Consider the following 20,477-nt stretch of genomic DNA (forward strand, 5'->3'; position numbering starts at 1 on the left):
TGTCGACCGGAATGCTCGTCCTGGAGGCGCTGTCCGCGCCTCAGTGCGACCACGTAGGTCAGCCACGCAACCCGGTGCGGGCCACCCAACCCGCGACCTGCGTCCGGTTGGTCAGCCCGAGCTTGCCCAGCACGTTCCGCACGTGCGTCTCGACGGTCCGCTCGGACAGCACCAGCCGTTCGGCGATGGCCCGGTTGGGCAGCCCTTCCCCGACCAGCCCGGCGATCTCGCGTTCACGGGCGGTCAACGTCGCCACCCCGCCGCGCACGCCCGTCAGCTCCTCCACCAGCGCCGTCGCCTCGGCCGTCGCGGGCGCCATGCCCAGTTGCCGACTCAGGTGCAGGCAGTCGTCCAGGTGCTCGACCGCGCCGGGCGCCGACGCGGCGACCAGCGCCCTGGCCATGGTGAGGTGGGCGACGGCCAGGCAGGGGAGCGCGCCGATCCGCCGCTCCATCGTGATGGCGTCCCGCAGGTGCGCCACCGCCTCGTCGTGCCTGCCGAGCACCGTCGCGAACTCCCCGAGGTGACGGCTGATCGACCCGTCGACCCCCGTGCTCGCGTTCCCGTAGTACGCCCCGAGCGGGGCGATCAGGTCGTGCGCCAGTGCGACCGTCGCCCGGTCGCCGAGCGCCGCCGCGAGCCTGCCGGAGTACGTTACCGTGCCCAGCCACCGCCCGTCGACGGGCAGGTCCGCGAGCAGCGGCGCGAGCTGCCTCAACCGCAGCAGCGCGCGGTCCCGGTGCCCGCTCAGGAGCAGGTGCGAGCCGTGGATGGCCATGATGATCGGGATGTCCTCACCCGCCGCCAGCCCAGGTGGGTCCACGGCCTCGGGCTGCCCGGTCCAGCGGCTGAGCTGCCACCGGAAGGCGAGGTAGAACCCCTGCGCGGAGATGTCCTCGGTGCGCGCGGACACCTCGTCGAACGCCCGTGCCAGCCGGTCGGCCTCGGCGAACCGGCCCACCAGCAGAGCGCGGCAAGCCTTGGCGCGCAACAGGTGCCACCGGGCGAGCGGCCAGCCGAGCCGGTCGACCATGGCCTCCAGGTCGATGAGCTGGGAGTCGACCTCGGCCATCGACCCGAGCTGCATGGCGGCGTCGATCCGCCAGATGTGGCCCCACAGCGAGGCTTCCGGCACGCCGAGGGCGAGCATCCGGCCGCCGAGCCGCAACTGCTCGGGGACGTCCGTCGGCCTGCCCGCGAGCACGTGGCGGGCGCTGAGCGCGCGGTGCAGGGCATCGGTGTCGCCGTGCCGCTCGGCCATCTCCAGCGCGCGAGCGCTCAGCGGTCCCGCCCGGCCGAAGTCGTCCAGGTCCACCAGTGCGGCCGCGTGCTGGGCGAGGACGCGGGCGTGCCGGGGGCTGTCCTCGTCGCCGAGCACGGCCCGCGCCCGCGCGCAGAGCTGGGCGACCGGTCGGCTCGGCGGCCCCTGCACGTCCCGCACCACGACCGCCGCTCGCGCCAGCGCATCCTCGTCGCCGGTCCGGTCCGCCAGGTCCGCGGCGGCCCGGCAGTGCTCGACCGCCTCGGTCACCAACCCCGCCCGGTGCGACGCCCCCGCCGTCGACAGCAGGCAGTCGAGGCGCTCGACGTCGTTGTCCAGCAACGGGAGCACGCGTCCGTACCAGCCCGCGGCGTCGTCGAACGCCTGCCGCTCCACGGCTTCCGCGGCCGCTTCGCGGCAGGCGCCGATCGCGGCGGCCCGGCTGGCCGGGTCCACGACCGCGCGCAGCCGGTGCCGGGCCCGCTCCGACGCCGTCGTGACCACCTCGGCGAGCCCGCGGTGCCACTCGATCCGGTCGTCCCGCGACAGCCCGTCGTACCGGGCTTCCCGGACCAGCGCGTGCGACCAGCGCACGGTGCCCGGCGCGCCGGGGTCGTCGACGAGCACGCCCGCCCGCACGGCCTCCGCCACCGCCGTCCGGTCGGCCCGCAGCACCGCCAGGTCCACCTCGTCGCCGAGCACCGCGGCGGCGTCCAGCAGGCGACCGCACCCCGCGCTCAGCCCGGCGAACCGGCGCCGCGCCAGGTCGACCGGCGCGCCCGGATCGGCCGCGCGGGCGATCTCCCTGACGTACAAGGGGATTCCGCCGCTGCCGCGCAGCACCGCCGACACCCGTTCCGGGTCGGCGTCGGCTCCCAGGTACTCCGCCACCTCGTCGCGGCCGAACGGACCGAGCCGCACCTCGTGCGCGCCGGACAGCCCGTCGAGCGGCGTCCGGCTGGTCACCACGACCAGGAGCCCGGCCTCCGCGCACAGGTACCGCAGCAGCCGCAGCGACGCGTCGTCCGCCCAGTGGAAGTCCTCCAGCACCAGCGCTTCCGGCCGGGCCGCGAGCACCGCGTCGGCGCACCGCGCGATGGCCTGGAACCGCGCCGCAGGAGCCGGGTCCACGCACAGCAGGTCCGGCGCCAGCCCCAGCGCCCGCGCGTGCGGCCCGCCCAGCAGCCGCGTCCACGGCCAGAACGCGGGCGCGCCCTCGTCCGCCACCGCCCGGCCCACCAGCACCGGCCCGTCCAGAGCCTCGACCAGCCGGGACTTCCCGATCCCCGCCTCACCGAGCACGAGCACGGTGGAACCCCGGCCGCCCCGCGCGTCCTCACGCAGCCGGAGCAGCAGGTCCAGCTCCCGCCGTCGCCCGACGAGCCCACCGTTCACACCGGTCAGTGTGCGTCACGCCCGCGGGTTCGGGGAGCCGAAGCGCCGTGCGGTCAGACCAGCCACACCGCGGTGTCCGGCGGGAGCTGCGCGCCGTCCATGGGCCCGCTGGAGATCAGGATCTCACCGGGCGGCAGCGGCACCGAGGCGCCGGACGTGTTGAGCGCGCAGATGAGCCCACCGCCCTTGCGGCGGAACGCGAAGCAGCCGGGAGGGGCGCCGTACCACTCCAGCTCGTCACCCGCGACGCCCGGTTGCGACTTCCGCAGCTCCAGGGCGTGCCGGTACAGCGACAGCATGGAACCGGGGTCCTCGAGCTGGACCTCGGCGGTCAGGTCGTGCCACTCGTTGGGGACCGGCAGCCAGGTGTGCGCGTTCTCCGAGAAGCCGAACGGCGGGACGCCGCCCTCCCACGGGATCGGCACGCGGCAGCCGTCGCGGCCCCGCTCGGTGTGGCCGGAGCGCTCCCACGTCGGGTCCTGCAACGCCCACTCGGGCAGTTCGACGTTGGGCAGGCCCAGTTCCTCGCCGTTGTAGAGGTACACGACGCCGGGCAGCGCCAGCTCGACCAGGATCATCGCCCGCGCCCGCTTGAGGCCCAGGTCACCGCCGCCGTAGCGGCTCACGTGCCGGACCACGTCGTGGTTGGACAGCGTCCACGTCGGCGGGGTGCCGGACGGGGCGACCGCGCCGATGGAGTGGTCGATCGCGGAGCGGACCTGGTCGGCGTCGAAACCGGCTTCCACCAAGCGGAAGTTGAACGCCAGGTGCAGTTCGTCGGGCCGCACGTACCGGGCGAAGCGCTCGTCGTCGGTCACCCAGACCTCGCCGACGGCCATCGTGCCGGGGTACGCGTCCAGCGTCTTGCGGATCATCCGGTGGATCTCGTGCACGCCGTCGTCGTCGAACCGCGGGTCGCGCACGTCGTCGTGCAGCACGCCCGACGTGCCCAGCACCCGCGGGTCCATGTTCGGCAGGTCGTACGGCTTCGCCATGCCGTGCGCCACGTCGATCCGGAAGCCGTCGACACCTCGGTCCAGCCAGAACCGCAGCGTCTGCTCCAGGTCGGCGGAGACCTCCGGGTTGTCCCAGTTCAGGTCGGGCTGCTCCGGCGCGAACAGGTGCAGGAACCACTGGCCGTCGCGGACCCTGGTCCACGCCGGGCCGCCGAAGAGGCTGGTCCAGTTGTTCGGCGGCTGCGAGCCGTCGTAGCCGCCGCCGTCGCGGAACACGTACCGGGCGCGCTCACGGCTGCCGGGCGGCGAGTTGAGCGCGGCCTGGAACCACGGGTGGCGGTCGCTGGTGTGGTTCGGCACCAGGTCGACGGTGATCCGCATGTTGTGCGCGTGCGCGTCCGCGACCAGCGCGTCGAACGCGGCCAGGTCACCGAACATCGGGTCGACGTCCCTGGGGTCCGCCACGTCGTAGCCGTGGTCCGCCATCGGGGAGCGGTAGAACGGGGTGAGCCACAGGGCGTCGACCCCGAGCAGCTCCAGGTAGCCGAGGCGCGACCGGATGCCGTCGAGATCGCCGATGCCGTCGTTGTTCGAGTCGGCGAACGAGCGCACGTACACCTGGTAGAAGACCGCGTCACGCCACCAGGCGGCCTCGTCGGCGATCTCTGGTTGGAGGTCGGAGGATCGTCGCACGAGTGTTCATCCTGCCATTCGGGGTGGCGTGGTTCGTCCCGGTCAAGGGGCCGAGCGGGGGAGTGCCGGGGGATCAGACCCAGGCGTTCATGAGGCTGTTGGCGGCCATCTCCAGGTAGGCCCAGAGCTGCGCCCGGTGCTCCGGCGACAGGTTCTCCTCGTCGACCGCGATCTTCATGCAGCGCAGCCAGGCGTCGCGTTCGATCGGGCCGATGGTGAACGGCTGGTGCCGCATCCGCAGCCGCGGGTGGCCTCGGGTGTCCGAGTACGTGTGCGGCCCGCCCCAGTACTGCATGAGGAACAGGCGGAAGCGCTCCTCCGCGGGACCGAGGTCCTCTTCGGGGTAGAGCGGCCGGAGCACTTCGTCGGTGGCCACTTCCTGGTAGAAGCGCGCGACGATCCGGTGGAAGGTGTCGTACCCGCCCACCGCTTCGTAGAAGTTCTCCGGAGTGGCCACCCGTCCATCCTGACTCACGCACCCGCCCCCGCGCGCGTTGGGGGGCGGATGTCGTGGCCGGATCAGGACTTGGCGGTGGTCACACCCGAGTCGTCCTTGACGGTCGTCACACCGGACCTCTCCAGCGCGGGCATGAGCTTCGCGCGCAGCGCCCGCTGCACCGACCACTGGCGGCCGGGGCGCACCTTCACGGTGACGCGCATGGTGATGCCCTCCGCGGTGACCTTCTCGACGCCGAGCACCTGCGGCTTGTCGATGACGTCCTTGGAGAGCGGTTCCGCCTCGGTGGCCTCCAGCGACACCTTCTCCAGCACCTCGCTGGCCTCGGCCAGGTTCGCGCCGTAGGCCAGGGGCAGGTCGACGACCGCGACCGCGAAACCCTGGCTGGAGTTGCCGACGCGCAGGATCTCGCCGTTGCGGACGTACCAGACGGTGCCGTTCCCGTCGCGGATCGTGGTGATCCGCAGGCCGACCGCCTCCACCGTCCCGGTCGCGGGGCCGAGGTCCACGACGTCGCCGACGCCGTACTGGTCCTCCAGCATCATGAACATGCCGGACAGGAAGTCCTTGACCAGGTTCTGCGCGCCGAAGCCGATCGCCACGCCGAGGATGCCCGCGGACGTCAGGATCGGCGCCACGTTCATGCCCAGTTCGGTGAGCACCTGGATGAACGCGATCCCGAAGACGCCGATGGTCGTGACGGACTTGAGCACCGAGCCGATCGTCTTGGCCCGCTGGTCCCGGCGTTCCGAGACCAGCGCTCCCAAGGCCTGCGGCGCCCGTTCGCGCAGTGGACGGAGCAGCGACGGCTTGCGGTCCGCGTTGCCACCCCTGGTCAACCGGTCGATCAGCCTGCGCAGCAGCCAGCGGACCACGATCGCCATCAGCACGATCAGCGCGATGCGCAGTCCCGCCTGGGCGAGCTTCGGTCCGTTCTCCACCCACCAGTCGATGGCGAGCGCCTGCTTGGCGTCATCCAGTCCCTGCACGAACGCTTTCCTCCTACATGTTCAGGCCCGTCGCGTGGGCGAGGAAGGTCAACTGGTCCACGGCCAGCCCCGCCGCGCGGCTCACCGAGCGGCCCGCGTGACCGACTTCGGTCTCGCGGCGGATCAGCACCGGGTGCTTCGCCGGGTCGGACGCGGTCGCGTGCTGGAGTGCGGCACACATCTTGCGGGCGTGGTTGGGGTCTACTCGACTGTCCGACTCGAACACCGTGAACAGCACCGAAGGGTACTCAACACCGGGGCGCACCCGGTGGTACGGGGAGTAGGACAAGAGCCACTTGAACTCTTCCGCCTCCGCGGCCGTACCGTACTCCTCCGCCCACAGCCGCCCGAGCAGGAAGTTCTCGTACCGCAGCATGTCCAGCAGTGGGGCCGAGCACACCACGGCCGCGTACAGCTCCGGTCGCTGGGTCAGCGCGGCCCCGACGAGCAGCCCGCCGTTGGAGCCCCCCATGATCGCCAACTGCTGCGGCGTGGTCCACCCGTCGCGGATCAGCGCCTCGGCCGCGGAGTGGAAGTCGTCGAACACGTTCTGCTTGTGCTCGCGCATCCCGGCACGGTGCCACTGCTCGCCCTCCTCGTCGCCGCCGCGCAGCGACGCGTGCACCCACACGCCGCCCGCCTCGACCCACGCCAGCGTCGTGGCGGCGTAGCCGGGGCCGCGGCCGACCGCGAAACCGCCGTACCCGGACAGCAGCGTCGGACGGGGGTAGTCCGGCGTCCGTTCGGCGGACACCACGAACATCCGAACGGTCGTGCCGTCGGCGGACGCGTACTCCAGTTGCTGCGTCGTCACCTCCGGCAGGTCGACGGCTCCCGGTGCCGCCGCGTGCAGTTCGGTCACGCCCCGCGACAGCGAGTAGCGGAACACCGACAGCGGGGTGACGAAGTCCGAGTACCCGAACCACACGTCGTCGCCGCGCTCGTCGTCCACAGTGGACATGCCGTGCACGGAGCCGGTGCTCGGCAACGGGATCTCGCCGCGGTGCTCGCCGGTCACCGGGTCGTGCAGGTGCAGCTCGGACACCGCGTGCCGGGTGCGCAGCACGACCAGCGCGTCGTCCAGCCACTTCGCACCGTCGAGCACGGAGTCGTCCTGCTCGGGCACGACGTCCACCCAGTGCTCGGGCGTCGGCGTCGCGGGGTCGGTCGCGCACAGCCGGAACCGGGGCGCGTCGAGCGAGGTGTGCAGGTACAGCCTGCCGTCGCGGGCCACCCACGCGGTGCACTGCGCGCCCGCCTCGACGTCCACGACCTGCCGCAGCTCCTGGTCGCCGTGCAGGTCCGCGATCCACAGCGAATCGCGCCGGACCGAGCCCGGAGCGCCGTTGACGACCAGCCAGCGGCCGCCGGGGGAGACCTTCAGCCCGTAGAAGTAGGTGTGGTCCAGCCCGTCGCCGTGCACGAGGAGGTCCGTCGCCGGGTCGGCGCCGACCCGGTGCCGCCACACCCGCCGGTGGAACAGCCGCTCGTCCTCCGGCAGGGTCGCCGGGTCGAGCTGCCGCACGTAGTAGAACTCCTCGCCGCCGGGCAGCCAGCCGACGGGGGAGTAGCGGCAGCGGTCGATCGGGCCCTCGACCCGCTCGCCGGAGTCGACGTCGACCACGAACAGCACCGACCGCTCGTCGCCGCCGACCGAGACCTGGTAGGCGAGCAGCGTGCCCTCGTCGCTCGGCGACCACGCGTCCAACGTCGTCGCGCCCGACGGGTCCAGCCCGTTCACGTCGAGCAGCACGCGCTCGGTGCCGTCGGCCTCCCGCAGGTGCACGACGGGGTGGTCCTGACCGGGGTCGCGACGGGTGAAGAAGGATCGTCCCGCGCGCCACACCGGGGTCGACACCGAGCCGGTCCGCATGAGGTCCCGCAGCCGGTCGGCGAGCGCCTCGCGGCCCGGCAGGCCGTCGAGCCACGCCCGCGCGAGTAGGTCCTGTGATCCAGACCACTCTGCTGTGCGGGGGTCGGAGGAGTCCTCCAGCCAGCGGTAGGGATCCGCCACCGGGTGGCCGTGCAGGTCCTCGACGAGGTCCAGCCGTTCGGTCGAGGGATAGGTCATCGTCGCAGGCAGAGCTGCGGGGGGAACCTCAGTCACCCGCACGAGCGTAGCGTGGGTTTGACAACCATCACCGATAGGGCGGTGTTCACCCACATTTCGATCTCGGGTGGGCTTGCACACGTGCCTTTTGGGGGTGATCTGTGGTCTGCTATGGCTGTACCGGTGGAGGTGGTCGCGTGCCAGACCGACAACCGACCCCGATCGGCGCCCTGGCCACGGCCGGGGTAGCGCCGACGGTCCCTGCTGGCCAAAAACAGGCCATTGTCCGCTCCGTGACGGACGGGGACCGCAATGGGGAGGGTACCGGTCACGCGCCGGTCGTGTTCCCCTGGGGTAGAAGAAAAGTGCTCCTGCTCAACGCCACGTTCGAGCCCCTGACCGCGCTGTCCCTGCGACGCGCGGTCGTGCTCGTCGTCTGCGGCAAGGCCGAAGTCGTCCACGGGGACCCGGCGGGTTCCATGGTCCACTCCTCTTCGGCCGAGGTCATAGTGCCATCCGTGATCCGGCTCAGCACCTACGTACGCGTCCCCTACCGGGGGCGCGTTCCGTTGACCCGAGCCGGGTTGATGCACCGGGACCGCTTCCGGTGCGCGTACTGCGGTGGCCGGGCCGAGACGATCGACCACGTCGTCCCGCGCAGCCGGGGTGGACCCCACACCTGGCAGAACTGCGTCGCGTGCTGCGCGAAGTGCAACCACCGCAAGGCGGACAAGCTGCTGTCCGAGCTGGGGTGGCGGCTCCGCGTGGTGCCGAACGCGCCGAGGGGGCCGCACTGGCGGCTGCTGGCAGGCGTCACCGAGGCCGACCCGCTCTGGTTGCCTTACCTCGGGGAACCCGCCGCTTGACCTGCCGACGGGCTCGCTGCTGGTGGTTCCCCTACGCCGCCAGCGCGAGTTCGCCTTGGCGTGCCGTGATGCGCACGGAGTCGCGCGCGGTGATGCGCACGGAGTCCTCGTGCGCGGTGATCCGGACGGAGTCGTCGTGCGCGGTGATCCGGACGGAGTCGTCGTGCGCCGTGATCCGGACGGAGTCGTCGTGCGCCGTGATCCGGACGGAGTCGTCGTGCGCCGTGATGCGGACGGAGTCGTCGTGAGCCGTGATCCGGACCGAGTCCAGTGCCGTGATGCGCACGGAGTCACGCGCGGTGATGCGCACCGAGTCCGCGGCGGTGATCCGAACGGAGTCGCGCGCGGTGATGCGCACGGAGTCGGTCTTGGCCGTGATCCGGACCGAGTCGAGGGCCGTGATGCGCACGGAATCGGCCTCCGCGGTGATCCGGACCGAGTCGTCGGTCGCCGTGATCCGAACGGAGTCCAGTGCGGTGATCCGAACGGAGTCGTCCATGGTGGGCCGAACGGACGTGAGCGGCAGATCGCGCCGCTGAACAGTGGTAACGCTCTGCGCTACCTGGCCGTACTTCGAAAGGGTGACGGCAGCGGTCTGGACAGCGGGGATCATGTACATGTTGTGTCCTCCTGGACTCGTTGAGGCTCGGATTGACCTCGATAGAGGAAATGCAAGACCCGTATAGGTGAAAAGCTAGAAGCCGAGTGGCTCGGAGACAAGACGCCAAACCGGCCGCCGTCCGCCGCCGTCCGGTCCGAGACCGTCCGGACGTAGCCGTTGACCCGCGGGAACACCCTTCGTTGGTTCGATTGTCACCGTCTGGACACGGTGCGTAACGTCACCGGGGTTCCCTCGTCGTCGACGGTTGAAGCGAGGTCGTGCCGGGTGGTTCACGCGCCTCACGCCCAGGGGGTCCGGACACCCGGATTCCGGCGGCTGACCGGTGCCTGGGCGACGTCGTTGGTCGGCGACGGCGTCCGCACCGTCGCGCTGCCGCTCTACACCGCCATCAGCACCCGCAGCCCGCTGGCGGCGTCCGCCGTGGCCGTCGCGACGGCCCTGCCGTGGTTGCTGGTGGCGCTGCCCGCTGGGGTGCTGGTCGACCGCTGGCCGCCCCGGCGTGTCGTCGCCGTCGCGCACGTGTTCCGCGCGGTCGTGACGGCGCTGCTCGCCGCGGCCGTGTTCGCCGACCGGGCGGGCGTGGCGCTGCTGTGCGCGTTCGCGTTCCTGCTGACCGGCGCCGAGACGTTCGCCGACACGGCCTCCCAGGTGCTGCTGGTGGAGCTGGCGGGCCCGGAGGACCTGGAGCGGGCCAACGGGCGGTTCGTGACCGTCGAGACGGTCGGCATGGACCTGGTCGGCCCGCTCGCCGCGAGCGCGCTGTTCTGGTGGCAGCCCGCCGCGTGCTTCGCGCTGGACGCGCTCACGTTCGTCGTCGCGGCGTACTTCGTGTTCCGGCTGCCCGTCGTGCGGCCCGACCGGCCTCCGCGCGCCCGGCTGCGCACCCAGCTCGCCGAAGGCGTGGGCTTCCTGTTCCGGTCGTCCGAGCTGCGCGTGCTGGTGATCGCGGTGGCCGTGACGGCGGTCTGCGCGTCGGCCGTGAACGCGATGTTCGCCCTGTACGCGATCACCGAACTGGACCTGCCGCCGTCGACCGTCCCGTGGCTGGTGGTGGTGATCTCGCTCGGCGCGCTGGCGGGAGCCCGGATCAGCCCCCTGCTGGCCGCCAGGCTCGGCGTCGGCCGGGTCATGGTCGGCGCGCTGGTGCTGCTGGGCGGCGCGTTCGCCCTGTACGGCGCCGTGCCGCTGCTGGGCGCGGCCCTGGTCGCCGTGCTCCTGTTCGGGGCCGCCGCGGCGGGCTGGAACGTCCTGTCGGCCACCCGCAGGCAGCGCCTGACCCCGACTCCGCTGATGGGGCGCGTCACCAGCGCCTACCGCGTCCTGGCCTGGGGCCTGTCCCCCGTCGGGGCCGCCGTCGCGGGCCCGCTGGCCGCCACGACGTCGCTCGGCGTGGTCTACCTGGTGGCGGGCGCGGTCACCGCGACGACCGCGCTGGTGTTGGCGCGCCCGCTCATGCGCACCTGAAAGCGCCCCCACGTGGGCGATCGGTTACCGTAACCGCCGTGACCATCGTGGAGACCGTGCTCGTCTTCGCGCTGATCCCGCTGGCCATCTACGGCGTGATCACGCTACTGACGCTGAGGCCTAAGGCCACCCGCATCACCCGGTACCGCCCTGGGCAGGAGTGGGGCTACGCACCGGTGTGGTGGAGCGGGAACCCGGCCGGGGTCAGCTCGACCCACCAGACGCCCGACGCCGTCGAGGCCGGCGGCGCCGTGCCCGCGCGCACCGCCAGGGGAGGTGCCCGTGGCAACTGGTGAAGTCGCCCAGCGCCCGCTAGTCGATCCGTCCGACCTCGCCGTCGGCGAGGTGATCACCAACAGCGGCCGGTTGTCCGTCGCGCGGATGTACACGCCGCACGCCCCGGCCCTGCCGTTCACGCCGAACCAACTGGCCAGCCTGGACGAGGCGCTGACGCTGTCCAGCCGGGAGACCGGGCTGGACTTCAGCGTCTACCTCGGACCGTTGGAGGGCGACACGCGCGCGGCGGCCGAGGCCATGCACGCGTCGATCGGCGCGCGCGCCTCGCACGCGGTGCTGGTCGCGGTGTCGCCGGGGCAGCGGGTGGTGGAGATCGTGACCGGTGAGGAGTCCCACCGGCGGGTCAACGACCGCGGCGCGAAGCTGGCCGTGATGAGCATGGTGGCCTCGTTCAAGGAAGGCGACATCGCGGGTGGCCTGGTGGGCGGCCTGCGGATGCTCACCGACCAGGCGGGGTCCGCGCCGAAGGTTTGATTCGATCGTGCGATTGAGGCCGTGCTCCGTTGGGGGGTGCGGTCTTTTTCGTGTGGGTCGTGTTGGGGGCCGGATCTTGGTGGTGGGGTGGCCGATTTGACTTGGGGCCCCTAGATTTGCCCCTTCGTCGGACAATAAAGGGCAGAGGTGAAGCTGCCGTCCGACGCGAGTTTAAGGGGCAAATCCCCCAAGTAAAATCGGCCACGGTTGCGTAGGCGGCGTGGCGGGTTGTAGGTGGTCGGGTGGTTCTGGGCGCCGGTTTTGCGGTGCTTCTGGGTGCCGGTTTCGTGGTGGTTGCTGTTGCTGGTCTGGGCATCGGTTTTGTGGTGCTTGTGGAGCGCTGTGCATGACGAAGGCCGCGTCCTGTGGGCGCGGCCTTCGTCGTGTGTGCGGGTGTTTCGGTACTGCGGGTAGTCGGAAATCTGGTGAAAATTCGGGCTCAGGAGCGGTCGAACTCCTGGGCCGCCAGTGCTCGGACGATGCCCGCCCGGCCCTCCGACACGAGGCGGCGCAGTGCGGGCGGGTGTTCCGCCGACGCCAGCCACTCGTCGGACGCCTTCACCGTTTCCGGGGTGATGGACCAGGCCGGGAACAGGCCGACGACCATCGACTGGGCGCGTTCGCTGGAGCGGCGCTCCCAGACGCCGCTCACGTCGGCGAAGTACCGCTCGACGTACGGGGCCAGCAGGGCCTTCTGCGACGGGTGCGGGATGCCGCCGATGATGGCCTCGCTGACGGCGTTGGGGATGTCGTCGTCGTTGACCGCGCGGTCCCAGGCCTCGTCCTTGGCCTCGGTGGTGGGGCGGAGGGCCCGCGTGGACTCCGCGCGGCGGTGGCCGGTGGCGGTGGGGTCGCGCTCCTCCTCCGCCTGGATCTCCGGGAGGTCCGCGGCGCCGTGCGCGGCGAGCGCCTGGAGCAGGCGCCAGCGCAGGTCGGTGTCGACCTCCAGGCCGTCGAGCACGTCGGTGCCGTCGTACCAGCCGCGGATCACGGCCAGCGACTCGTCGTCCAGCACCGAACCGGCCAGTGCGTTGGCGAAGGCGAGCTGGTGGTCGGAACCCGGCTCGGCCGCGCGCACCAGTTCGAGCGTCTTGGTGGTGAAGCGGCGCCAGCCCTCGTCGCGCCACGAGGCGTCGGCGTAGGACGACAGCGCGGTCTGGGCCTGGAGGAGCAGGCGCTGGACGACGCCGACCTCGGTCTCGGCGTGCAGGCCGCCGAGGACCAGGTTCACGAAGTCGCGGGCCTTCAGCTCGGCCTCGCGGGTCATCTCCCACACCGCGGACCAGCACAGCGTGCGGGCCAGCGGTTCGGCGATGTCGGCGATTCGGTCGACCAGCGTGGTGAGCGAGTCGGGGTCGAGGCGCATCGTGCAGTAGGTGAGGTCGTCGTCGTTGACCAGCACGAGCTTGCCGCGCGACAGGCCGACCAGCTCGGGCACCTCGGTGCGCTCACCGGTGATGTCCAGCTCGACCCGCTGCGTGCGGACGAGCTTGCCGCTGCCGTCGTCGTCGTACACGCCGACCGCGATCCGGTGCGTGCGCAGCTCGCCCGCACCCGGCCGGGCGCCGCTCTGGAGCACGGCGAAGTCGGCGAAGTTGCCGTTGGTGTCGACGGAGAACTTGGGGCGCAACGGGTTCAGGCCCGTCGTCTCCAGCCACTGCGCGCTCCACCACGACAGGTCGCGGCTCGACGCCTCCTCCAGCGCGCCGAGCAGGTCGGCCAGGGTGGCGTTGCCCCACGCGTGCTTGGCGAAGTACACCCGCAGGCCCGCCAGGAAGTTCTCCAGCCCCACGTACGCCACGAGCTGCTTGAGCACCGAGGCGCCCTTGGCGTAGGTGATGCCGTCGAAGTTGACCTCGACGGCCTGGAGGTCCGGGATGTCCGCCGCGACGGGGTGCGTCGACGGGAGCTGGTCCTGCCGGTACGCCCAGGACTTCTCGATCTTCGCGAACGTGGTCCACGCGTGCTTGTACTCGGTGGCCTCGGCCTGCGCGAGCACCGACGCCCAGGTCGCGAAGGACTCGTTCAGCCACAGGTCGTCCCACCAGCGCATGGTGACGAGGTCGCCGAACCACATGTGCGCCATCTCGTGCAGCACGGTCTCGGACCGGCGCTCGTACAGGTAGCGCGTGACCCGGCTCCGGAAGACGTAGTCCTCCAGGAACGTCACGCAGCCCGCGTTCTCCATCGCGCCCGCGTTGAACTCCGGCACGAAGCACTGGTCGTACTTGCCGAACGGGTACTTGACGCCGAAGGCCTCGTGGTAGAAGCCGAAACCCTGCTTGGTCTCGGTGAACAGCCGCTCGTGGTCCATGTGCGGCGCGAGCGACGCGCGGCAGTACAGGCCGAGCGGGATGGTGAAGTCACCGTCGGTGAACTCGTCGCGCCACTCGGCGTACGGGCCCGCCACCAGCGCGACCAGGTACGTCGACATCGGCTTCGTGACCCCGAAGTGGTGCTTGTCCGCACCGCCGGGAGCGTCCTCAGTGGACTCGATCGCCGAGTTGGAGATGACCTTCCAGTCCGTCGGCGCCGTCACGGTGATGTCGTAGACGGACTTCAGGTCGGGCTGGTCGAAGCAGGCGAACATCCGCTTGGCGTCGGCCGTCTCGAACTGCGAGTAGAGGTAGACGCCGCCGTCGACCGGGTCGACGAACCGGTGCAGGCCTTCGCCGGTGTTCATGTACCGGCAGTCGGCCTCGACGGTCAGCTCGTTGACGTCCGCGAGGCCCGTCAGCGGGATGCCGTCCTCCTCGCGGTAGCCGGAGACGTCCAGCTCCACGCCGTTGAGCACGGCCCGGTGCACGGTGGCGGCCACGATGTCGATCCAGGTGGACGCCTCCGCGTTCAGGCTGCGGAACGCAACCGTGGACGTCGAGCGGAAGGTGTCCGAACCCGGCTTGCCGCCGCCGTCCGTCAGGTCCAGCTCGATCCGGTAGGAGTCGACTTCCAGCAGCGCCGCGCGCTGCTGGGCCTGGTCGCGAGTGAGGTTGGGTGCCGCCACTGGTCACCTCGTCTGCCGGCGCCCCCGTGCTCGACACCGACGTCGTCGGAATGGGAAGTCGTCATGTCCGTGACACGAGACATCCGCATCCAATCACGTGACACGGCCGGAAGTGGACTCCAGGATCGGGAAGACCTGCCGACCGGGCGTTGTTGCTCTGTTCGGGGCGCCCCGTACCCGGCGCCCGCACACAACGTGAACAGGAATGGGGCTCACCGCATGTCGTCAGAGGCCAAGGCGAAGGTCGACTTCTACTTCGACCCCGTGTGTCCGTTCGCGTGGATCTCGTCCCGCTGGATCCTCGAGGTGGAGAAGGTCCGGGAGATCGACCTGAGCTTCCACGTGATGAGCCTCGCCGTCCTCAACGAAGGCCGCGACCTGCCCACCGAGTACCGCGAGCTGCTGGACAAGGCCTGGGGGCCGGTGCGCGTGGCCATCGCGGCCGAGAAGGCGCACGGCAACAAGGTGCTGCTGCCGCTGTACACCGCGTTGGGCACGCGGTTCCACAACAACGGCGAGAAGGACTACGAGGGCGCGATCAAGGCCGCTCTCGAGGAGGCAGGCCTGCCCGTCGAGCTGGCCGAGGCGGCCACGTCGACCGAGTACGACGAGGAGCTCAAGGCGAGCCACCACCGCGGCATGGACCCGGTGGGCATGGACGTCGGCACGCCGACGATCCACATCGACGGCGTCGCGTTCTTCGGGCCCGTGCTGAGCAAGATCCCGAGGGGCGAGGACGCGGGCAAGATCTTCGACGGCGCTCGCGCGCTGGCGAGCTTCCCGTACTTCTTCGAGCTGAAGCGCACCCGGACGGGTGGTCTCGACTTCTCCTGAGCCCCCTGACGCGGAACGCCCCCGGATGTGACACTCTGGGGGCGTTCCGCGTTTCAGGTGTCACAAGGAGTGGGTGCATGGACATCGAGGTCGTCAACCCCGCCACCGGAGCGGTGATCGGCACGGTCGTCGCGGGTACCCCCGCCGACGTCGACACCGCGGTCGCCGCCGCCGTCGCGGCGTTCCCCGCCTGGTCCGCCACGTCCGTCGACGAGCGGGTGGGGGTCGTCCGGCGGATCGCCGAAGGCCTGGTCGAGCGCACCGCCGAACTCGCCGCGACCATGACCGCCGAGATGGGCACGCCCCTCACGTTCGCGACGAAGGTGCAGGTCCCGAACCCCGTCGGCATCGCGAACGGCGTCGCCGACGTGCTGGAGCAGGGCTACTTCGACGGCGAGGAGATCGGCAACTCGCTGGTGCTGCGCGAGCCGATCGGCGTCGTGGCCGCCATCACGCCGTGGAACTTCCCGCTCCAGCAGATGGTGGCCAAGATCGTCCCCGCGCTGGCGGCGGGCAACACCGTCGTCCTCAAGCCCAGCGAGCTGGCCCCGCTGACCGCGGACCTGCTGGCCTCGATCGTCACCGCCTCCGGCGTTCCGGAAGGCGTGTTCAGCCTGGTCCACGGCACCGGCCCGGTCGTCGGCGAAGCACTCGTCAGCCACCCGGACGTGGACATGGTGTCGTTCACCGGCTCCACGAAGGCGGGCCGCCGGGTGTCCGCGCTGGCCGCCGAGACCGTGAAGCGCGTGGCGCTGGAACTGGGCGGCAAGTCCGCCTGCGTCGTCCTCGACGACGCCGACCTCGGCCGGGCCGTGAAGATCGGCGTGGCCAACGCGTTCATGAACAACGGCCAGGCGTGCAGCGCCTGGACCAGGCTCCTCGTCCCCGCCGACCGCCACGACGAGGCGCTGGGACTGGCCGTCGCGGCGGCGGCCAAGTACCGCCCCGCCGACCCGTCCGACCCCACGACCCGCATCGGCCCCGCCGTGTCCGCCGCTCAGCGCGACCGCGTCGTCGGCTACATCCGCACGGGCGTGGAGGAGGGGGCGACCCTGGCGCTCGGCGGCCCGGACGCCCCTCTCGACCAGGGCAGCTACGTCGCTCCCACGGTGTTCGGCGGCGTCACGACGGACATGACCATCGCGCGGGAGGAGATCTTCGGCCCGGTGCTGTCGGTCATGCCGTACACCGACGAGGACGACGCCGTGCGGATCGCGAATGCCACCATTTACGGCCTAGCGGGTGCAGTGTTCTCCGCCGACCCGGACCGCGCCCTGGCCGTCGCGAAGCGGCTGCGCGCGGGCCAGGTCGACGTCAACGGCGGGATGTTCAACACCAGCGCGCCGTTCGGCGGCTACCGGCAGTCCGGCAACGGCCGCGAGTTCGGCCGGTTCGGGCTGGACGAGTTCTGCGAGGTCAAGTCCATCCAGCGCTGAACGTCCCAACCCGCTGCGGCAACTGATCCAACCTCGACGGTTCGCCCCACCCGATCGGCCCCGGACTGTTGGAGTGACTCCTGTTTCCGTTGACGACAGGGGGATTCGTGGTCAAGGTCGTGCGTATGGGGGTGGTGGTGGCCTCGGTGGTCGCCGCTACGACGATGGGACTGAGCCCGTCGGGAGGGGCGGCCGCGGCGCCGTCGGTCGACCGGGCGTCGGTGGGGGAATCCGTGCGCTACCTGGTGGAGGCGTACGGCGTCCCGGAACGCGAGGCGTTGCGCAGGCTGGACCTCCAGAAGCAGGCGGACGAGTTGGACGGGGCGTTGCGCAAGGACGCGAGCGCCGAGTACGGCGGCATGTGGATCGACCACGCGGCGGGCGGTGAGCTGGTCGTCGCGATGACCGACACCGCCGCGGCCGAACTGCACCTGGCGAAGCTGCCGGACCGCTCGCACGTGCGGACGCGGACCGTCGAGCACTCGCTGGCCGAGTTGACCGAGGCGCGCGGGAGGATCGCCGCCAGGGTCGGGGCGGGGCCGGACGCCGTGTACCTGCCCGCGGTCAGCGAGGTCGAGAACCGCGTGGTGGTGTGGGAACGCGCGTGGGCGCCGCAGGCCGCGAGCCTGTCGGCGGCCTCGGACACGGCGAAGCGCGCGGTCGACGCCGAGCCCGGCCTCGCGGTGGTCCGCCCGCTGGCGAAGCCGCAGCCGATGGCGACGCCGAACGTGGACCTGGGCTTCTGCCACCCGCTGTACTGCACGGGTTACGGCCCGATGCGCGGTGGTCTGCGCCTCGACATGAAGCGGGACAACGGCACCTGGGGCGGCTGCACCAGCGCCTTCAACCTCCGGTCGACCGGAGGCGGGTTCCCCGGCAAGGCGTGGGTGCTGACGGCGGGCCACTGCATGGCCACCAAGACCAACGGCACGCCGACCCAGCACAACGGCAACGACGTCGTGCAGCAGCACGGCATCGAGAAGAACGCCTACCCGTACGACTACGCGGCCCTGCCCTACGTGAACGCCGCCGCGGCCACGACCTGGCTGGACGGCCAGACCGGCCGCAACCGGGTGCTGAAGTACTGCCGCAACGGCGGGCTGGACAGCAACCCCGACACCCCCTGCGGGCAGCAGGCGACCTCGGTGGACGAGTACATCACCGGCACGCACACGCTGGCCGAGATCAAGGCGGGCTGGATCGTCTGCGCGACCGGGTCGGGGTCCAGCGCGATCAACTACCCGGACTCCGTCGACAGCGGCGCGGGCCAGGACTACCTGGTCGGCACCCGGTGCGGCCGGGTGCTGTCCACCGACGTCGGCATCAACACCGACATCTGCGCCCGCGCGGGCGACAGCGGCGGACCGCTGTTCAGCCAGGTCGACCACACCGCGCTGGGCATCCTGGAGGGCAGCCAGCAGGCCCGCTCCGGCCCGTGCCAGCTCGGTGAGCTGAACAACTACGTGCCGATCGAGACCATCATCACCGAGCTCAACGAACGCGTCGCCGGGCAGGGCTCGACGTTCGCGGTGATCACCACGCCGAACGGCTGACCGCACGGCCCGCGGCGTTCGCACCGGCGCGAGCGCCGCGGGTCAGCCCCGCAGCACCCCGTCCACGAGCCGGGGAGCCGCCTTGCTGACGTTCACCCGCGTCGCCACCTCCACGTCCCCCGCGTGACCGGCCTCGACCAGCTCACGTCCGGACACGCACCCGGCGACCACCTCGTCCAGCCGCTCGGCCGCGCCCCGGTACGCGTCGGCCGCCACCCGCGCCTCCACCGACGCCCGCGCGGACGTGCGCTCCACCAGCGCGGACAGGATCGCGCCCGCCCCGAGGAAGTCCTCGACGCACGGCCGGAGTGGGCCGAAGACCTGCTCCGCCTTGGTCGTGTTGATGTCGATGCCCCACCGCTCGCCCGCCGGGATCACGCCGATGGGCCTGCCGTCGGCGATCTCCAGCGCGGCGAGCGCCACGGCGTCGGCGTTGCGGAGGCAGCCCGCGAGCACGGCGGCGCCGGTGCCGCTCGCCAGGTCGCACAGGGTCGCGCCGTTGGGGGAGGGGAGTTCCAGCAGCTCACCGGCGGGAACGGTGGCCAGGGACGAGGGGCGCAGCGTCCACGCCGGGTTGGCGGTCGGGACGGCGGAGGCCCGGTCCGTCCAGCGCACGGGCTTCACGGCGGCGCCCCGGCCGACGGCCACGTCGACCGACGTGGTGAAGGACAGCACGTCCACCACGACCAGCACCGCGCACAGTTCGCCCAGGGCCGCGACGCCTTCCCCACCCCATTCGAGCCGCAGCCCGAACCCCTCTTGACCGAACATCCTGCAAGCATGCCGGCACGGGATGGCAGACTCCCCGGACGTGCGCGTTTACCTTGGATCCGACCACGCGGGCTTCGAGCTGAAGTCCCACCTCGTCCAGCACCTCACGGCCACCGGCTACGAGGTCGTCGACATCGGCCCGGCGGTCTACGACGCCGAGGACGACTACCCGGCTTTTTGCGTCGCCGCGGCGACCAGCGTCGTCGCCGACGAGGGCAGCCTCGGCATCGTGATCGGCGGTTCCGGCAACGGCGAGCAGATCGCCGCCAACAAGGTGCCCGGCGCCCGCTGCGCGCTGGCGTGGAGCGTCGAGACCGCGACGCTGTCCCGCGAGCACAACAACGCCCAGTTGGCGGGCGTCGGCGCGCGGATGCACTCCACCGAGGAGGCGACCGCGATCGTGGAGGCGTTCCTCACGACCAAGTTCTCCGGCGAGGTGCGGCACGCCCGCCGCATCGGGATCGTCTCGGAGTACGAGGCCACCCACGTCGTCCCGCCGCTGCCGTAATGCCGGAAGGTCATACCCTGCACCGGCTCGCGAGGCTGCACCAGCGCAGGTTCGCGGGCAAGCCGGTCGAGGTGTCCAGTCCGCAAGGGCGCTTCGCGTCCTCGGCGTCCCTTGTGGACGGTCGGGTGCTCAAGCGCGCCGAGGCGCACGGCAAGCACCTGTTCCACGTCTACGGCCCCGACGCCACGGTCCACGTGCACCTGGGGTTGTACGGGACGTTCGACGAGCACCCGCTGCCCGCGACCACCCCGGTGGGGCAGGTGCGGATGCGGGTCGTCGGGGGCACGCACTGGGCGGACCTGCGCGGGCCGACGGCGTGCGAGGTGCTGACGGACGTCGAGGTGGCGGCCGTGCACGCCCGCCTCGGCCCGGACCCGCTGCGCCGCGACGCCGACCCGGACCTCTGCTTCGCCAGGATCTCCAAGTCCCGCACGCCGATCGCGGTGCTGCTGCTGGACCAGAAGGTCCTGTCCGGCGTCGGCAACGTCTACCGGGCGGAAGTCCTGTTCCGCCACGGCGTGCACCCGTTGACACCCGGTCGGGGGATCGACCGGGCGCTGTGGGACGTGCTGTGGACGGACCTGGTGCTGCTGATGCGCGACGGCGTGAAGGTCGGCCGGATCGACACGGTCCGGCCCGAGCACCTGCCCGAGGTGACCGGGCGGGCGCCGCGCAAGGACCGGCACGGCGGTGAGGTGTACGTGTACCGCCGCACCGGGATGCCCTGCCTGCTCTGCGGGACACCGGTCGCGATGGGCGACCTGGCGGGGCGCAACAACTACTGGTGCCCCACCTGCCAGCCCGGGTGAGAGCCGGTCACCTCGGCGGAACCCTCCGCCGAGGTGAC

The 20,477-nt window shown here is 71.6% G+C and carries 17 protein-coding genes; 9 read left to right on the forward strand and 8 right to left on the reverse strand.

Translation table 11 applies throughout. From position 1 onward, the window contains the following. Nucleotides 1-58 precede the first annotated feature (58 nt). From NZH93_RS04940 to NZH93_RS04960, 5 genes are all read right to left on the reverse strand, one after another. Complete coding sequence (locus NZH93_RS04940; RefSeq protein ID WP_259621702.1) at nucleotides 59-2,656, reverse strand: ATP-binding protein; 2,598 nt, start codon at nucleotides 2,654-2,656, stop codon at nucleotides 59-61. Between the two features lie 53 nt (nucleotides 2,657-2,709). Beyond that, complete coding sequence (locus tag NZH93_RS04945) at nucleotides 2,710-4,305, reverse strand: glycoside hydrolase family 13 protein (protein ID WP_259621703.1); 1,596 nt, start codon at nucleotides 4,303-4,305, stop codon at nucleotides 2,710-2,712. A gap of 73 nt (nucleotides 4,306-4,378) precedes the next feature. Next, nucleotides 4,379-4,762 (reverse strand): globin, encoded by a 384-nt coding sequence (locus tag NZH93_RS04950; protein WP_259621704.1) that lies wholly within the window; start codon nucleotides 4,760-4,762, stop codon nucleotides 4,379-4,381. A 62-nt stretch (nucleotides 4,763-4,824) separates the two neighbouring features. Then, the gene (locus NZH93_RS04955; RefSeq protein ID WP_372506564.1) at nucleotides 4,825-5,751 is read right to left on the reverse strand and encodes a mechanosensitive ion channel family protein; all 927 of its coding nucleotides are present in this window, start codon (nucleotides 5,749-5,751) and stop codon (nucleotides 4,825-4,827) included. Nucleotides 5,752-5,764: 13 nt separating this feature from the next. Beyond that, nucleotides 5,765-7,858 carry a prolyl oligopeptidase family serine peptidase gene (locus tag NZH93_RS04960; RefSeq protein WP_308214165.1) on the reverse strand — a complete coding sequence of 698 codons (2,094 nt, stop codon included), beginning with the start codon at nucleotides 7,856-7,858 and terminating at the stop codon, nucleotides 5,765-5,767. A gap of 140 nt (nucleotides 7,859-7,998) precedes the next feature. Here NZH93_RS04960 and NZH93_RS04965 point away from each other — a divergent pair, with 140 nt between their 5' ends. Next, entirely contained in the window at nucleotides 7,999-8,667 is a 669-nt protein-coding gene (locus tag NZH93_RS04965; RefSeq protein ID WP_259621705.1) for an HNH endonuclease, read from the forward strand. Between the two features lie 31 nt (nucleotides 8,668-8,698). On the opposite strand, the gene NZH93_RS04970 is transcribed toward NZH93_RS04965, so the two are convergent. Then, nucleotides 8,699-9,166, reverse strand: coding sequence for a DUF2345 domain-containing protein (locus NZH93_RS04970; RefSeq protein WP_259621706.1), 468 nt, complete (start codon nucleotides 9,164-9,166; stop codon nucleotides 8,699-8,701). A gap of 387 nt (nucleotides 9,167-9,553) precedes the next feature. Here NZH93_RS04970 and NZH93_RS04975 point away from each other — a divergent pair, with 387 nt between their 5' ends. The 3 genes from NZH93_RS04975 to NZH93_RS04985 are packed head-to-tail and all read left to right on the forward strand — an operon-like array spanning nucleotide 9,554 to nucleotide 11,524. Continuing rightward, nucleotides 9,554-10,753, forward strand: a complete 1,200-nt coding sequence (locus NZH93_RS04975; protein WP_259621707.1) for an MFS transporter — start codon at nucleotides 9,554-9,556, stop codon at nucleotides 10,751-10,753. 38 nt (nucleotides 10,754-10,791) lie between these two features. After that, nucleotides 10,792-11,049, forward strand: coding sequence for an aa3-type cytochrome oxidase subunit CtaJ (gene ctaJ, locus NZH93_RS04980; protein WP_259621708.1), 258 nt, complete (start codon nucleotides 10,792-10,794; stop codon nucleotides 11,047-11,049). Continuing rightward, on the forward strand, nucleotides 11,036-11,524 hold the full coding sequence (locus NZH93_RS04985) for a DUF5130 family protein (RefSeq protein ID WP_259621709.1): 489 nt from the start codon (nucleotides 11,036-11,038) through the stop codon (nucleotides 11,522-11,524). Before ctaJ ends, NZH93_RS04985 begins: the two co-directional genes overlap by 14 nt. Nucleotides 11,525-11,963: 439 nt before the next feature. On the opposite strand, the gene pepN is transcribed toward NZH93_RS04985, so the two are convergent. Beyond that, on the reverse strand, nucleotides 11,964-14,528 hold the full coding sequence (gene pepN, locus NZH93_RS04990) for an aminopeptidase N (RefSeq protein ID WP_259621710.1): 2,565 nt from the start codon (nucleotides 14,526-14,528) through the stop codon (nucleotides 11,964-11,966). 219 nt (nucleotides 14,529-14,747) lie between these two features. Here pepN and NZH93_RS04995 point away from each other — a divergent pair, with 219 nt between their 5' ends. The 3 genes from NZH93_RS04995 to NZH93_RS05005 all read left to right on the forward strand — a co-directional run bounded on the left by NZH93_RS04995 (nucleotide 14,748) and on the right by NZH93_RS05005 (nucleotide 18,351). Then, complete coding sequence (locus tag NZH93_RS04995) at nucleotides 14,748-15,362, forward strand: mycothiol-dependent nitroreductase Rv2466c family protein (protein ID WP_259621711.1); 615 nt, start codon at nucleotides 14,748-14,750, stop codon at nucleotides 15,360-15,362. 77 nt (nucleotides 15,363-15,439) lie between these two features. After that, a complete protein-coding gene (locus NZH93_RS05000; protein WP_259621712.1) occupies nucleotides 15,440-16,798 on the forward strand; it encodes an aldehyde dehydrogenase family protein in 1,359 nt (452 codons plus the stop codon). A gap of 125 nt (nucleotides 16,799-16,923) precedes the next feature. Further along, complete coding sequence (locus NZH93_RS05005) at nucleotides 16,924-18,351, forward strand: chymotrypsin family serine protease (protein WP_259621713.1); 1,428 nt, start codon at nucleotides 16,924-16,926, stop codon at nucleotides 18,349-18,351. Nucleotides 18,352-18,393: 42 nt separating this feature from the next. Here the strand turns inward: NZH93_RS05005 and NZH93_RS05010 are convergent, their stop codons facing one another. Beyond that, on the reverse strand, nucleotides 18,394-19,122 hold the full coding sequence (locus NZH93_RS05010) for a 2-phosphosulfolactate phosphatase (RefSeq protein ID WP_259621714.1): 729 nt from the start codon (nucleotides 19,120-19,122) through the stop codon (nucleotides 18,394-18,396). Between the two features lie 40 nt (nucleotides 19,123-19,162). Between NZH93_RS05010 and NZH93_RS05015 the strand changes: the two genes are divergently transcribed. Both NZH93_RS05015 and NZH93_RS05020 read left to right on the forward strand, forming a co-directional pair. Next, the gene (locus tag NZH93_RS05015; protein ID WP_259621715.1) at nucleotides 19,163-19,630 is read left to right on the forward strand and encodes a ribose-5-phosphate isomerase; all 468 of its coding nucleotides are present in this window, start codon (nucleotides 19,163-19,165) and stop codon (nucleotides 19,628-19,630) included. Further along, nucleotides 19,630-20,439 carry an Fpg/Nei family DNA glycosylase gene (locus NZH93_RS05020; protein ID WP_259621716.1) on the forward strand — a complete coding sequence of 270 codons (810 nt, stop codon included), beginning with the start codon at nucleotides 19,630-19,632 and terminating at the stop codon, nucleotides 20,437-20,439. The genes NZH93_RS05015 and NZH93_RS05020 overlap by 1 nt, the downstream gene beginning before the upstream one ends. Nucleotides 20,440-20,477: the final 38 nt, after the last annotated feature.

This window comes from Umezawaea endophytica (assembly GCF_025061645.1).
Lineage (GTDB): Bacteria > Actinomycetota > Actinomycetes > Mycobacteriales > Pseudonocardiaceae > Umezawaea > Umezawaea endophytica.

Coding starts and splice junctions, on each gene's coding strand:
- NZH93_RS04970 (WP_259621706.1), bottom strand. CDS start 9,166: ATGGACGACTCCGTTCGGATCACCGCACTGGACTCCGTTCGGATCACG.
- NZH93_RS04995 (WP_259621711.1), top strand. CDS start 14,748: ATGTCGTCAGAGGCCAAGGCGAAGGTCGACTTCTACTTCGACCCCGTG.
- NZH93_RS05000 (WP_259621712.1), top strand. CDS start 15,440: ATGGACATCGAGGTCGTCAACCCCGCCACCGGAGCGGTGATCGGCACG.
- NZH93_RS05005 (WP_259621713.1), top strand. CDS start 16,924: ATGGGGGTGGTGGTGGCCTCGGTGGTCGCCGCTACGACGATGGGACTG.
- NZH93_RS05010 (WP_259621714.1), bottom strand. CDS start 19,122: ATGTTCGGTCAAGAGGGGTTCGGGCTGCGGCTCGAATGGGGTGGGGAA.
- NZH93_RS05020 (WP_259621716.1), top strand. CDS start 19,630: ATGCCGGAAGGTCATACCCTGCACCGGCTCGCGAGGCTGCACCAGCGC.